Annotated in this window: 9 protein-coding genes; 1 reads left to right on the top strand and 8 read right to left on the bottom strand. The window is 67.6% G+C overall.

What is annotated here, in order from left to right:
* Positions 1–5 precede the first annotated feature (5 nt).
* The 8 genes from mutS to VA603_RS14980 all read right to left on the bottom strand — a co-directional run bounded on the left by mutS (position 6) and on the right by VA603_RS14980 (position 13456).
* The gene (gene mutS / locus VA603_RS14945; RefSeq protein WP_323439641.1) at positions 6–2576 is read right to left on the bottom strand and encodes a DNA mismatch repair protein MutS; all 2571 of its coding nucleotides are present in this window, start codon (positions 2574–2576) and stop codon (positions 6–8) included.
* 137 nt (positions 2577–2713) lie between these two features.
* A complete protein-coding gene (locus VA603_RS14950) occupies positions 2714–4033 on the bottom strand; it encodes an amino acid permease (protein WP_323439317.1) in 1320 nt (439 codons plus the stop codon).
* Positions 4030–4935: a cation diffusion facilitator family transporter gene (locus VA603_RS14955; protein ID WP_132865200.1), complete on the bottom strand. Its 906-nt coding sequence runs from the start codon at positions 4933–4935 to the stop codon at positions 4030–4032. Before VA603_RS14955 ends, VA603_RS14950 begins: the two co-directional genes overlap by 4 nt.
* Before the next feature lie 345 nt (positions 4936–5280).
* Entirely contained in the window at positions 5281–7569 is a 2289-nt protein-coding gene (locus VA603_RS14960; RefSeq protein WP_323439318.1) for an Orn/Lys/Arg family decarboxylase, read from the bottom strand.
* A gap of 30 nt (positions 7570–7599) precedes the next feature.
* Complete coding sequence (adiC, locus tag VA603_RS14965; RefSeq protein ID WP_323439319.1) at positions 7600–8949, bottom strand: arginine/agmatine antiporter; 1350 nt, start codon at positions 8947–8949, stop codon at positions 7600–7602.
* 102 nt (positions 8950–9051) lie between these two features.
* Positions 9052–10476, bottom strand: a complete 1425-nt coding sequence (locus VA603_RS14970) for a DcaP family trimeric outer membrane transporter (RefSeq protein ID WP_323439320.1) — start codon at positions 10474–10476, stop codon at positions 9052–9054.
* A gap of 349 nt (positions 10477–10825) precedes the next feature.
* Complete coding sequence (locus tag VA603_RS14975; protein ID WP_425603720.1) at positions 10826–11935, bottom strand: metallophosphoesterase; 1110 nt, start codon at positions 11933–11935, stop codon at positions 10826–10828.
* Between the two features lie 87 nt (positions 11936–12022).
* Positions 12023–13456 (bottom strand): GGDEF domain-containing protein, encoded by a 1434-nt coding sequence (locus tag VA603_RS14980; protein WP_323439321.1) that lies wholly within the window; start codon positions 13454–13456, stop codon positions 12023–12025.
* A gap of 137 nt (positions 13457–13593) precedes the next feature.
* Here VA603_RS14980 and VA603_RS14985 point away from each other — a divergent pair, with 137 nt between their 5' ends.
* Entirely contained in the window at positions 13594–14391 is a 798-nt protein-coding gene (locus VA603_RS14985) for a TlpA disulfide reductase family protein (RefSeq protein WP_323439322.1), read from the top strand.
* Positions 14392–14395: the final 4 nt, after the last annotated feature.

A 14395-nucleotide genomic window follows, 5' to 3' on the forward strand; every position in this document is an offset into this window, starting at 1 on the left:
TTTCGTTACAACAACGACTTCACGCGGTACAGCGCTTCCAGCGCCTGCTTGGGCGTCAGCTCGTCCGGATCGATCGCCTGCAGGGCATCCAGCGCGGCCGAGCTCGGGGCGGCGAACAGCCCGAACTGCTGCGGTGCATCCAGTGCCTGTGGTGCCATCGCGGCGGACTGGGTCTCGCCGCCGCGTTGCTCCAGTTCGGCTAGGCGACGCCGCGCCTGCGCCACCGTCGCACGCGGCAGGCCGGCCAACGCCGCCACCTGCAGGCCGAAGCTGCGGTTGGCCGGGCCGTCCTTCATCGCATGCATGAACACCAGCCGTTCGCCACCGTTCTTGTCGGTGTGCTCCACCGCGTCCAGGTGCACGTTGGCGATGCCGCTGGCGCCGCCTTCGTGGCTCTCGTCGGCCAATGCGGTCAATTCGAAGTAATGCGTGGCGAACAGGGTGTAGCAGCGGTTCTGGTAGGCCAGGTGGCGGGCCACCGCATCGGCCAGCGCCAGGCCGTCGTAGGTGGAGGTGCCGCGGCCGATCTCGTCCATCAGCACCAGCGAATGCGCGGTGGCGTGGTGCAGGATGTAGCTGGTCTCGGCCATTTCCACCATGAAGGTGGACTGGCCCTTGGCCAGGTCGTCGCCAGCGCCGATGCGGGTCAGGATGCGGTCGATCGGGCCGATCAGCGCACGGCTGGCCGGCACGAAGCTGCCGATATGCGCCAACAGCACGATCAGCGCGTTCTGGCGCATGTAGGTCGACTTGCCGCCCATGTTCGGGCCGGTGATGACCAGCATGCGGCGGTCCGGGTACAGGTCGATGTCGTTCGGCTCGAACGGTGCATCGCGCACCGCCTCGACCACCGGGTGACGGCCGCGCTCGATGCGCAGGCAGGGTTCGTCCTGCAGTTCGGGCTGCGCCCAGTCCAGCGCCTGCGCGCGTTCGGCGAAGGCGGCCAGTACGTCCAGCTCGCTGAGTGCGGCCGCGCAGCGCTTGAGCGGCTCCAGGTGTTCGCCGACGGTGTCGAGCAGGCCTTCGTACAGCAGCTTCTCGCGGCTGAGCGAACGCTCGCGCGCGGACAGCACCTTGTCCTCGAAGCTCTTCAGCTCCTCGGTGATGTAGCGCTCGGCGTTGGTCAGGGTCTGGCGGCGGGTGTAGTGCACCGGCGCCTTGTCGGCCTGGCCCTTGCTGATCTCGATGTAGTAGCCGTGCACGCGGTTGTAGCCGACCTTCAGCGTGGCGATGCCGCTGGCCTCGCGCTCGCGCAGTTCCAGGTCGATCAGGAACTGGTCGGCGTGGGTGGACAGCCGGCGCAGTTCGTCCAGCTCGGCGTCATAGCCCTCGGCGATCACGCCGCCGTCGGACAGCTTCAATGGCGGTTGTTCGGCGATGGCGCTGGCCAGCAGCTGCGCGCTTTCGTCGTGCGAGCCCAGTTCGGCGCGCAGTTGTTGCAGACGCGGGGAGTCCAGGCCCTGGAGATGGTCGTTGATGGCCGGCAGCAGGCCCAGGCCGTCGCGCAGGGTGGAGAAGTCACGCGGGCGTGCCGAGCGCAGCGCCATGCGGGTGAGGATGCGTTCGATGTCGCCCAGCGCACGGAAGCTCTCGCGCAGGTCGGCATCGGTGCCGCGGTCGATCAGCGTGGCGACGGCGTGGTGGCGCTGCTGCAGCACGTTGCGCAGGCGCAGCGGACGGTGCAACCAGCGCCGTAGCAGGCGCCCGCCCATCGGCGAGACGGTGCTGTCCAGCACGCCGAGCAGGGTGTTGCGGGTGTCGCCATCCACGCGCGTGTCCAACTCGAGGTGGCGGCGGGTGGCGGCATTCATCGCGATCGCCTCGCCGGCGTTCTCCATCGCGATCGAGGTCAGGTGCGGCAGGCGCTGCTTCTGGGTTTCCTCGACGTAGCCGAGCAGCGCACCGGCCGCGGCGGTGGCACGCGGCTTGTCGTCGATGCCGAAACCGGTGAGGTCGTGCAGCTTGAAGAAGTTCAGCAACTGTCGGCGGCCGCTGTCGGCATCGAACAGCCACGGTGCCCGCCGGCGCACGCCGCTGCGCTGGCGCAGGAACTCGGGCCAGTCCTCCTCGTCGGGCACCAGCAGCTCGGCCGGTTCCAAACGGGCCAGTTCGGCTTCCAGGGCGTCGTCGGTCTCCACTTCGTTGACCAGGAAGCGGCCACCGGCCAGGTCGGCCCAGGCCAGCCCGTAGCCGGCCTTGGTCCGCGACAGCGCCATCAGCAGGGTGTCGCGGCGTTCATCGAGCAGGGCTTCGTCGGTGACGGTGCCGGGGGTGACGATGCGCACCACCTTGCGCTCGACCAGCCCCTTGGCCAGCGCCGGGTCACCGATCTGTTCGCAGATCGCCACCGATTCGCCCAGCGCCACCAGCCGTGCCAGGTAGCCCTCGTAGGCATGCACCGGCACGCCGGCCATCGGGATCGGCGCACCGCCCGAGCTGCCGCGCTGGGTCAGGGTGATGTCCAGCAGGCGCGCGGCCTTGCGCGCGTCGTCGTAGAACAGTTCGTAGAAATCGCCCATCCGGAAGAACAGCAGCAGGTCCGGGTAGTCGGCCTTGGCTGCGAAGAACTGCTTCATCAACGGGGTGTGTTCGGGCTTTTTCTCGGTCACGCGCATTCCACTTCGATAGCCGGGCAGGGGGCTGCCACAAAGGGGGCATTGTAGTGGCTGGGCGCGGGCAGGACGAAGCGGGAGGCCGGGCGAGCCGGCCGGGGTCAGTCCCGGTTACCCTGCGTGTGCATGTGCTGGCGGAAGAACGGGTACAACGCCGCGCTGAACAGCAGGGCGACGGTGGCGTAGGCCAGCAACTGAGCGTCGGCGCCAACCAGCGCATACAGGCAATAGGCCACGGCGGTGGCGGCGATGAGCAGGCAGCCGGCGCGCAGCGCGCCTTGCTCGTTGCGCTCCAGCGTGGTCGCGACCAGCGCGCCGGCCGAGAACAGGTAGGGGATGATGGTCAGCAGCACCGCGATGTTGGTGAGCTGGTCGAACTGGCGGGCCAGGGTGGGCGAAGAGGTGACCAGCAGCAGCCCGCTCATCAGCACCGCCACGATCATCAGGCCGGTGCCGGGCATGCCATGCCGGTTGAGCCGGCAGAACACGCGCGGGAACAGGCCATCCTCGGCGGCCGCCTTGGCCGACTGCCCGACCAGCAGCATCCAGCCGCCCAGCGCGCCCACGGACTTGAAGATGGCGCATAGCGCGATCACCACCACGCCCCAGGGGCCGATCATCAGCCTGGCCACCTCGGCGAACGGCGCCGAGGAGTCGCGCAGCTGTTCCATCGGCAGCATGCCCATGATCACCAGCGAGCAGCTGACGTAGACCACCGCTGCCAAGGCCAACCCGAACAGGGTGGCCAGCGGGATGTTGCGGCGCGGGTCGTCGATGACGTCGGCCGAGACCGCCGCGCTCTCCACGCCCATGAATGCCCACAGCGCGATCGACGCGCTGCGCGAGATCGCGGCACTGTCGCTCATGCCGCTGACGTTCCAGCCGGCGCGGAACAGGTCCGGGTCGAACCACCACCAGCCGGCGATGGCGATGCCCAGGATCGGGACCAACGCCAGCAGCAGGGTGCCGGTCTCCAGCGCGCCGATCCAGCGGGCGCCGCGTGCGTTGGCCAGGCTCAGCAGCCAGATCACCGCCAGGGTGAAGCCCAGCCGCGGGTAGATGCCTTCCAGCCAGGGCCACAGCTGGCTCAGGTAGCCAGTGACCACCAGCGCGATGGCGACGTTGCCGATCCAGTTGCCGAACCAGTACGCGTAGTTGCTGACGAAGCCGATGTAGTTGCCGAACGTGTCACGCGCATAGGCATAGGGTCCGCCCGACTGCGGGTTGAGCTGCGACAGGCGGGCAAACACCAGGCCCAGCGCGATCGCCCCGGCGGTGGCGATCATCCAGCCGAAGGAGGAAATGCTGCCGACCGTGGCCAGGTTGGCTGGCAGCAGGAACACGCCGGTGCCGATCATGTTGCCGGCGACCAGCATGGTGGCCATGGTCAGGCCCATCTTGCGCGGGGCGGAGGTGCTCATGTCCAGGCCGGGTCGGAGGTGAAGTCGATGGTCAGCCAGAACCGGCCCGAGCGGGCATCCAGGCGGTTGGCGATGCCGTCGCGCAGGCGGTCGACGTCGCCGATGCTGCCAAGCCGGGCGTCCGGCCGGGTCAGCACGTGGATCTCGATGAACTGCATGCGGCCGATCTTGGCGACGTGGCTGGTGAAGCCGTCGAAGCCATGCTCGGCGACGAACTGCTGCATGACCTCGCGCACCCGTCGGTCCAGGTCGTCCGGGGCCACCTGCAGCACCTCGCGGGCGGCCTTCCATGCCGCGCGCAGCGGCACCGGCAATGCCACCACGCTGATCGCGGCCAGCACCAGCGGGTCGATGTAGGGGATCCAATGCGCGTGTGCGCCACCGCGCAGGGCAAAGGCGATGAGGAAGGACAGCACCACCGCCAGGCTCATCAGCCCGGTCAGCAGCCACGCACGCGCATCCAGGGCCAGCAAACCGGATTGCAGGCGACGGGCATGGCGGCCGATCCAGACCGCCATGACCAGGTCGACCACCGCCAGCAATGCCGCCCAGGCCAGGCCGGGGCCGAGCCGTGTCTCGTGCCCGCCATCGCTGAAGCCGATGACGGCATTGGCCAGCGCGTAGATGCAGGCCAGGCTCAGGATTGCGCCGCCCAATGCCTCGACCATCGGTTCCAGGTGCCAGAACCCGTACTGGAAGCGCGGGCTCTGTTCGTTGGCCATCAACCGCAGTACCGCCAGCGCGACCAGGGTCAGCGCGACATCGACCAGGCTGTAGATGCCATCGAACAGGATCGCCTGCGACCGTGCCAGCAGGCCCCCGAAGAAACCGATCGCCGCGACCAGGACGGTCGCCGCGATCGACAGTTGCAGTACGCGTTGTTCCTGGCCGGTGCTGGTCATCAAGGCGTGCCGTGGTGCATCCGTTGGTTCCCGTCATCGCGCGGGCGGCGGGTGTCGCCCGCATCGTAGCTGCTTCTCCGGCCGGCGGCAGGGTGCGGCCGGGCTGAAGGGAAAGCACAAAGCACCCTCATCCGCCCTGGCGGGCACCTTCTCCCGCCAGGGCGGGAGAAGGGAGCGGCCCGGGCATCGCCGCCATCGCCGTACCTGCCGGCCGAAGCAGCGCTGCCACGCCTTGCAACCCACCGAAGTAGGAACGCGCGTCTGCCGTGCCAGAGCCCCTCTCCCGCAGGCGGGAGAGGGGTTGGGGTGAGGGCGTTTGCCATATCCCCCGCGCCGCTTCGGCGGTTACAGCTTCAGGACTTCCACCTTGTAGCTGGGCTGCGCGCCGCTGTCGTCGATGATCAACCCATGCACGTCCGACTCGAAGCCCGGGAAGCGGGCGTTCTGCTCGCGGGCGATGCGCAGCGACTGGATGATCGGTTCATCCTGCGCGCCGAAACGCTCGCCCGGCATGATGGTCGGGATGCCCGGCGGATACGGTACCAGCATCGTGCCGGCCACCCGGCCGCTGATCTGGTCGATGTCCACGCGCTCGATCTCGCCGCGCACCAGGTGGTTGTAGGCCTCGGCCGGCGTCATCACCGGTTCGGGCAGGTCCACGTACATCTCGCGCATGACCTCGGCCACGCGGAACTCCCGGTTGAAGGCGTGCAGCGCCTCGCACAGGTCGCGCAGGCCCCAGTTGGCGTAGGCGGCCGGGTGGTCCTGGATCAGGCTGGGCAGCGATTGGCTCAAGGGGGCGTTGGCGTCGTAGAGGTCCTTGAACGCCATCAGCTCGGTGACCAGCGTGCTCCACTTGCCCTTGGTGATGCCCATCGAGAACAGGAACAGCACCGAGTACAGGTTGGTCTTCTCCACGGTGATGCCGCGGGTCCACAGGAACTTGCTCAGCACCGCGGCCGGGATGCCCAGCTTGCCCATTTCCCCGTCCATCGACAGGCCCGGCGTGAGCAGGGTGACCTTGACCGGGTCGATCAGCACGTAGTCATCGGCCAGGTTGTCGAAGCCGTGCCAGCGTGCATCCGGGCGCAGGTACCAGTCCGGTCGCGAGGTGACCATCGGCTTGCTGCTGTCCTCGCGCGCCAGCGTGCGCTCCACGCCATCGGGCTGCCAGACCTTGAACCACCATTCGTCCCGGCCCAGGTCCTCGCTGACATGCAGCATCGCCCGCCGGAACGCCACCGCCTCGTCGTGCATCTCCTGCACCAGCGACCGGCCGGCCTCGCCCTCCATCATCTTCGAGGCGACATCGCAGGAGGCGATGATGCCGTAGTGCGGGCTGGTGGAGGTGTGCATCATGAACGATTCGTTGAACCGCTCGGCATCCAGCTCGCGGGTGGCGGCATTGCGCACGTGGATCATCGAGGCCTGCGAGAACGCGGCCAGCAGCTTGTGCGTGGACTGGGTGGTGAAGATGATCGCGTCCTGTTCGCGCGGCTTGCCCTTGGCCATGCCGTAGTGGTTCTCGTAGAACGGGTGGAACGCGGCGTAGCCGTACCAGGCTTCGTCGAAGTGCAGGAAGTCCACCGCGGTGCCGAGGTTGTCGGCGATCTTCTCGGCGTTGTAGCAAAGCCCGTCATAGGTGGAGTTGGTGACCACCGCGATGCGGGGTTTGGCCCCCGGCTTGGCCGCCTTGCTGGCCAGCGGATTGGCCTGGATCATCCGCTGCAGCGCCTCGCCGGAGAATTGGTCCAGGCTGATCGGGCCGATGATGCCGTGCGCGTTGCGGCTGGGGGTGAAGTACACCGGGATGCCGCCGGTCATGATCAGCGAGTGCAGCAGCGACTTGTGGCAGTTGCGGTCCACGAACACGATGTCGCCGCGCGCCACGGTGCCGTGCCACACGATCTTGTTGGCGGTGGAGGTGCCGTTGGTGACGAAGAAGGTGTGGTCGGCGCCGAAGTTGCGCGCGGCCTCGGCTTCGGCGTCGCGGATCGGGCCGGTGTGGTCGAGCAGGGAGCCGAGTTCCGGTACCGAGATCGACAGGTCGCTGCGCAGCGTGTTCTCGCCGTAGAACTGGTGCAGCGCACGGCCCACCGGCGACTTGGTGAACGCCACGCCACCGGCGTGGCCGGGGGTATGCCAGGAATAGTTGGACTCCGCGGCGTGGTGGATCAGCGCCTTGAAGAACGGCGGCAGCAGCGTGGCCATGTAGTCTTCGGCCGCGCGCATCACCTGGCGGGCGATGAAGCTCTTGGTGTCCTCGAACAGGAAGATGTAGCCGTGCACGTACTTGAGCAGCTTGCTCGGCACCTTCTCGATGGTGCGGCGGTCGCCGTACAGGAACACCGGCAGGTCGGCGCGGCGCTTGCTCTGCTCGCGCAGGAAGGCGAGCAACTGCTGGAACTGGTCGTCGTTCTCCTCGGTGCCGTCGATGGAGATCAGCACCGCCGAGGCGGCCACGTAGGTGCGTGCGCCGGCGCGCGCGTCATCCAGGGTCAGGCCGCACAGCACGCGCTGGTCGTTGTGGCGCAGCTCGTCGGCCAGGGCGCGGATCAGGATACCGTTGATGCGCGGCGACTCGTAGTCCGCGTCGATGATGACGATGGGATAGTCCAGGGACTTGAAGTACATGGTGGTTTCCTTTTCTACCGAGCGGGGGATTCAGTTCGAAGCGGCACGCGGCGTGCCGGCGGGCGAGAAGCGGGCAAGCCGTTGCTTGCGGCGTTCTTCGCTGAAGAAGGGATAGAAGACGGTGATGAACAGCACGAACAGGAACGCGTACTGCACGATCGTGCCGGACGAGCCGAAGATGGCCCACAGGCAATACACCACCGTGATGCTGGTCAGCACCCAGAACGCGCCGGTATGCACCAGCGTGTGCGAGCGCTCCACCACGAAGTAGCAGGCCACGCAGGAGTAGATGTAGGGCAGCAGGGTCAGCACCACCGCCGCGGATGTGATGACGTCGAACTGCGCCGACGCGGTTTCCGAGGTGGAGGTGATCAGCACCGCCAGGGTCATCAGCACCGCCACGATCAGCACGCCCTTGACCGGCACTTCGTCCTTGTTGATCTTGCTGAAGATGCTGGGGAACAGCCCGTCGTCCGAGGCCGCCTTGGCGCTTTGCGCGGTCAGCAGGATCCAGCCGCCGAGCGAGCCGGCCGCACCGATGAAGGCGCACAGGCTGACCAGCGCACCGCCCCAGCCACCGACCGCATTGGCCGCGGCCAGGGCGAACGGCGCGTCGGAGACCTGCAGGTCCGCGTTCGGCACCATGCCCATGATCACCGAGGAGCTGGCGATGTAGGCGATCGCCGCGAGGAATACCCCGGCCAGCGTGGCACGGGCGACGTTCTTCTCCGGGTTCTCGACCACGCCGGCGGTGACCGAGGCCGATTCCACGCCGATGAAGGCCCACAGCGTCAGCGCCGCGGCGCTGGACACCGCGCCGAAGTTGGACTCGCCGGAGACGTTGTAGGCGCCCTTGAAGATGGTCGGGTCAAAGAAGAACCAGCCGAAGATCGCGATGCCCAGGATCGGCACCAGCGCGAAGCTGGTGGTCACCGTCTGCACGCGGCTGACGAAGGTCGGGCCGATCACGTTGGCGAAGCTCAGCGCCCACACCAGCAGCAGCACCGCGATGCAGCGCGGCAGCGGTTGGGACAGGATCGGGAAGAAGTAGCTGAAGTAGCCCACCGCCGCGATCGGGATGGCCACGTTGCCGATCCAGTTGGCGAACCAGTAGATGGTGTTGGTCTGGAAGCCCATGTACGGGCCGAACCAGTCACGTGCGTAGGCATAGGGGCCACCGGCCTGCGGGGCGAGCTTGCCGAGCTTGGCGAACACGAACGCCAGCAGCAGTGCGCCGGCGGTGGTGATCAGCCAGCCCCAGATCGAGGCGGTGCCGATCTTGGCCAGGCTGGAGGGCAGCAGGAACACGCCCGAGCCCATCATGTTGCCGGCGACCAGGAAGGTTGCACCGACCACGCCGATTTTCTTCTGACCTGCCATGGGTGTCTCCTTTCACCGGGTTGCCGGTGTGATTACAGGGAAAGGCGGTGGACGTTCTCGATAGCTGGCGGCCGGTCGCGCTGCTGCCGGCGTGCGGGCTGGCTACTTGATGAAGCTGTACTGCAGGCTGCCCTGCACGCGCAGGGTGTCCGCGCTGCGGCCGTCCTGCAGGCGCTGCTGGCCGTAAAGCACCTCCATGCCCATCGTCCACGATGGGGCAGGGCTCCAGATCAGGTTGAGCGCGCCGTACTGGCTGCGGCGGAAGGCATCGCGGGCCAGCGCGTCGGCGTCGTCCAGATGCAGTTGGCCGTAGATCAGGTTCGAGCGCCACATGTCCGACCAGTAGTGGGTGTAGCCGAAGAAGCCGCCATACAGCGGCAGCGCCTTGAGCTGGCCGTTGGCGTTGATCGCCGCATCCAGCCCCGAGCCGGTGAGGTCGGCGGTGTAGCGGCTGATGCCCTTGCCGCCGACCACGCCGAACAACAGCAGGTCGCGTTCGGCGATGGCAAACGAGCCGCTCAACTGCAGGCCACCGCCGAAGGTACGGTCGCTGCGCCCGTCGCCGTCATAGCCGAGGCTGCGCGCGACCGCGCCAAGCTGCAGGTGGCCCCAGTCGCGCTCCATGCGTGCGACCAGGCTGATGTCGGGTAGCCGCTCGGTGCTGATGTCGGCGTCGCCGGGGTTGGCCAGCTGTGAATCGGGGTCTTCGGCAGCGAGAGTCAGGGTGTTGCCCTTGCCCAGCGCGAAGCTGTGGTGGATGCCGGCCACCAACAGGTAGCCGGCCGCACCGGGTCCGGCGAAATCCAGGGTGTCCGGCAGCGAGTCGGCATCCATGAACGTGGAATAGCCGTAGCCGGCGTAGGTGTTGCCCAGCTGCCCGTAGGCATGGCGCAGGCGGAATTCATAGCTGTCGCTGCTGCCGAAGAAGTCGTTCTCCAGGTAGAAGCGCAGGTTGCCGTGGGTGGTTGGGCGGCGCGCCTCGAAGCTGAAGCGCGTCTGCTTGGCATGCATGTCGAAATGCGAGACATCGCGATGCGGGCCGCCGACCGGGATGGACGAGGTGACGAACTGCTGGTTGTCACCGGCCGCGCGGCTGTCGGCGATGGCATCGAGCTTGGCGTAGCCGCCCAGGCGGATCAGGGTCTCGGTGCCGGGGATGGCGAAGAAGCCCTTCAGTTCCGGATCGGTGGGCGAGGGCGCGTTGTCCGGGCGCGATGCCGCCGTGGACGGGTCGGCGACCGAGTCGCGTGGCGGCAGGATGGACGGTGCGGCGGCCGCGCCATGGGTGGGGGACGCTGCGGTTTCAGCCTGCGCCAGAGGCGCCGTCGCCTGCGTATCAGGTGCTTGCGCGGGCGACGGGCTTGTTGGCGTGTATGGCGGTGGATCCTTGCCCTGTTCGCGTTCCAGCGCGTCCAGGCGCGCGGTCAGCGCTTGCAGGCGTGCCTGCACCTGGGTGATCTCCTGCCTCAGGGCACCGACGGAGTCCTGGGCGAGAGCGGCTCCCGGGGCCAGGAGCAACGGCAGCATCGCAAGTTTTCGTGGTTTCATCGCCTGTCCCAAGCTATGCAAAACACCACGTCGCGACAGGCGCTGGCCCGTGCGCGGCTTCTGTTCTCAGTGTGGTCGCCTGGCAGTTCCCGATGTCCGGCGACGTTCCCCCTCGGTCACGTTGGCCCAGATTTCATAACAGGAATGTGAAACAAACCGAAAAAAGTCGAAATCCGGCGATGGGCAGCCGCACACGCCCCTCGTGATGCGGGCAAGGCGTGACCGGCTTCCGTGCGGGTGAGAATCCGTGAGCGTGCGCAGCACCGGAAACCGGCCGGGCGTGGCCCGCCGGTGTTGCGGATTGCAACACTTCGGCGTGGGCTGGGCGTCAGTCGTCCGCGTCGAGGGTGCCTTCGGCCAGCGGCACACGGCTGCCATCCAGCAGCCCGCGGCTGAGCTGGTCGTTCTCGATGAACAGCAGTTCCCCGCTTTGGCCGTCCTTGATGCTGCTGTCGATGGCGATCACGCGCCCATCGTGGAACTGGCTGACATGCGGCATCGAGGTGTGACCGACCACGATGCGGCGCAGATCGAGCTGGTCGAGCACCTGTTGCACCCCATCGGCATCCAGGCGGCCATCGAAGTAGCCGCGGTACCAGATCGGGCTGGTCTTGCCGTCGTACAGCGGTGCAGTGGCCGGGTCCGCCTTCACCTCGGCCTTGGGCCTGCCCAGCGACGCGCGGTAGGCCGCGTTGGTCGATTCCGGCGCCAGTGCCATCTGCACCGCTTCCGGTGCAATGCCGCCGTGCAGGAACAGCGTGTCGCCGATGCGCAGCAACACCGGGCGGGTGCGCAGCCATTGCCCGATCACCGAGTCGGCACCGTACAGGTCCGGGTAGCTGCGCCCCAACCGCTGCGCACTGCGCAGGTACTTGGGGTTGACGTAGCGCAGGTCGTCGTAGAGCACCATCGTTTCGTGGTTGCCAAGGACGAAATGCACCGCGCCACCGGCGTCGGCGGCCTGCTGCTGCAGGCTGTAGAGCAGCCAGAAGGCTTCGGTCACCTGCGGGCCCCGGTCGAACACATCGCCGGCCACCACCAGGGTGTCGCGGCCCAGCGACCAGCGATCCCGTGCGTCGATCACATGGTGTGCGCGCAGCAGGCGGACCAGCAGATCGTACTGGCCATGGATGTCGGAGACCGCCACGATGCGCGGCACCGCGGGCAGTACGGCAGCCGCCGATGCAACCGGTGCGGCCAGGCGCAGGGGATGGGGATAGCCGCAGCGCGGTGGCAGCCGCGCGCCGCGCAGGCGCTGCCGCAGCGTGCGCGAGACCACCTGGTCATCGCAGATCCAGCGCGCCTGCAGCCGCTTTCCGTTGCGGAACACATAGGGCCCGTCGGCATCGACGTGTTCGGCAGGCGCCACCGGTTCGGCGGCTGCCGCGATCATCGGGAACAGGCACAGCAGCAGGGTGACGGCGCGGAGCAGGGACATCGGCAGGGAGCGGGTGACGGAGGTGGGCGGCATCGACTCCGAGCATATGCCGCCGCCATGACGCCAGGCATGTGCCGATGGTCGGCCTCAGCCGCGCTGCAACGCGGCCCGGCCCGGGGCGGTCGGCAGTCCTTCATCGCCGAGTACGACGCGGTTGCGGCCCTGCTTCTTGGCCTGGTACATCGCCGCGTCGGCGCGCGCCATCACCCGCTCGTAGTCGGGGTGGCCGTCGTACATCGCCACGCCGATGCTGGAGCTGACGTCCAGCAACTGCCCGTCGGCCAGGGCCACCGGTGAATCGGCGATGCGACGGCACAGCCCTTCGGCGATCACCAGCGCCTGGCGCTGGTCGACCGCGACCAGCACCACGACGAACTCCTCGCCGCCGTAGCGGAACACGTAGTCGCTGCCGCGGGTGAACTGGGTCAGGATGCCGGCTACATGCTGCAGCGCGCGGTCGCCGGATTCGTGGCCGTGCGCGTCGTTGATGTGCTTGAAGTGGTCCAGGTCCAGCAGCAGCACGGCGAAGCTGCCTGCCGATTTCTCGGCCAGTTCGATCTCCCTGCGCAGCACGGTGGGCAGGAAGCGGCGGTTGAGCAGGTTGGTCAGCGCATCGCAGCCGGCATCCAGTTCGCCGATGCGCTCGAACAGCATGCCGAGCAGGTTGCGCACCTGGCCCACCTTCATGCGTACGTCCTGCAGCTGCGCGGCGCGCAGGGTGGCGTCCTCGTGGCTGGAGAGCGTGTGCTCCAGCAGCTGGTCCACTTCCGCGATCAGGTGGAGGACCTGGTTGGTCTCGGTGCTCTCGCCAAAGCTGGGAATGCCCTTGTGGGTGAACCACAGGCCGAACTCCGAACTCGCCAATGACTGGAAGCCGGGCATCCGGCCCGTGCTTGCCAGGGCATAGAGCAGGGTGTTCTCCCAGTCCAGCAGCAGTGCACGCTGGCGCTCGCGCTCGGTGCTGACGTTCTGCACCAGCGAGAACAGCCGGTAGGCGGCATCCGTGCGCGAGGAACGCTCGCGGGCGTTGGAGTAGGCCAGGGTCATGCCTTCCAGCGCGATGTCGAAGGATGCGGTCAGGCTGGCGATTGCCGCGTGCGCGGTTTCGCCGTGCCCGGCCTGCTCCACGATCAGGCTGAAGATGCGTTGCTTCAGTACGCGCGTGCCACGCGTGACCAGGTCCACCGGGATGCCCACGCGTGCATGCACGTCGCCGATCACGCGTTGCGCGGCCAGCAACTGCTCGACGTCGTCGGGCGTTGCGCCCAGCAGTCCGGTCAGCCAGCGCTGCATGGCCGGCTGCAATCGCACCCGCACCTGGTCGTGCGACATCGAGCGTGATGCACGGCTGTCGTTCAGCATGACCTTGTAGAAATGGGCCGCCAATGCCGGGGCGTGGTCGCTGGCGATCGCGGCCAGCAGTGCATGGGCGGCGGGGCCTGCGGTGGCCAGGCTTTGTTGCCAGCCAGCAACCAGCGGGCAAGCCTCGGGATCGCAGGAGTGGGGAGATGCAGGTTTCATGCGTAGGATAGGCAACCGCCGGCAGGCAGGTGCCCTGTATCGGCAAATTCAACGGTAACTTTAGGAAGTAGTGTGCGGAAGTCTCCAACTGCCGTCCAATCTGTTTGCATGGCTTTTCCTGATATGCGGAGTGCGCTGTGATCAGCGCCGGGCCGTTCCCGATGATGGCAGTGATCGCGCTGGTGGCGTTTGCCATTGCGTGGTTTTTCGCGCGTGCATTGGTCCCGGCCGGCGACGGCCTGCGTACCCGCACCGGCGCGGTCGTGCTCGATGCGCTGCTGCTGGCACTGCTGGGCGCGCGCCTGGTGCACGTGCTCCTGCATGCGCCGGACTATCTGTCCCAGCCACTGTCGATCATCCGCCTCGGCGATGGCGGCTGGTCGATCTGGGCCGGCGTGCTGGTGGCTGCCGCGTATGCGTTGTGGAAGACGCGTGCGGTGGTGCCACGCAAGCCGGTGCTGCTGGGGTTGGCCGCGGGTGCGGCGTTCTGGGCCATTGGTGGCATGAGCCTGTTCGCGTTGCAGCGTGCTTCCATTCCCTTGCCCGAAACGGTGCTGCAGGACCTGCAGGGGCAACCGGCGCCGCTCACGGCCTTCGCCGGAAAGCCGGTGGTGATCAACCTGTGGGCGACCTGGTGCGGCCCGTGCCGGCGCGAGATGCCGGTGCTGGCTGCCGCGCAGAAGGCACACGCATCGGTCGATTTCGTGTTCGCCAACCAGGGCGAAACAGCGGAGGAGGTCATCGACTTCCTGCAGTCGGGCCAGCTCGGGCTGGAGAACGTACTGCTCGACGCGGACTCGGCGGTGATGCAGCAGACCGGTGCACGCGCATTGCCGACGACCCTGTTCTTTGGCGCCGATGGCCGCCTGCGCGACGTGCACATGGGCGAACTGTCGCGGGCAACGCTGGAAACGCGCCTGCGTGAGCTGCAATGAATTC

This window comes from Stenotrophomonas capsici, from assembly GCF_034961085.1.
Taxonomy (GTDB): Bacteria; Pseudomonadota; Gammaproteobacteria; order Xanthomonadales; family Xanthomonadaceae; genus Stenotrophomonas; species Stenotrophomonas capsici.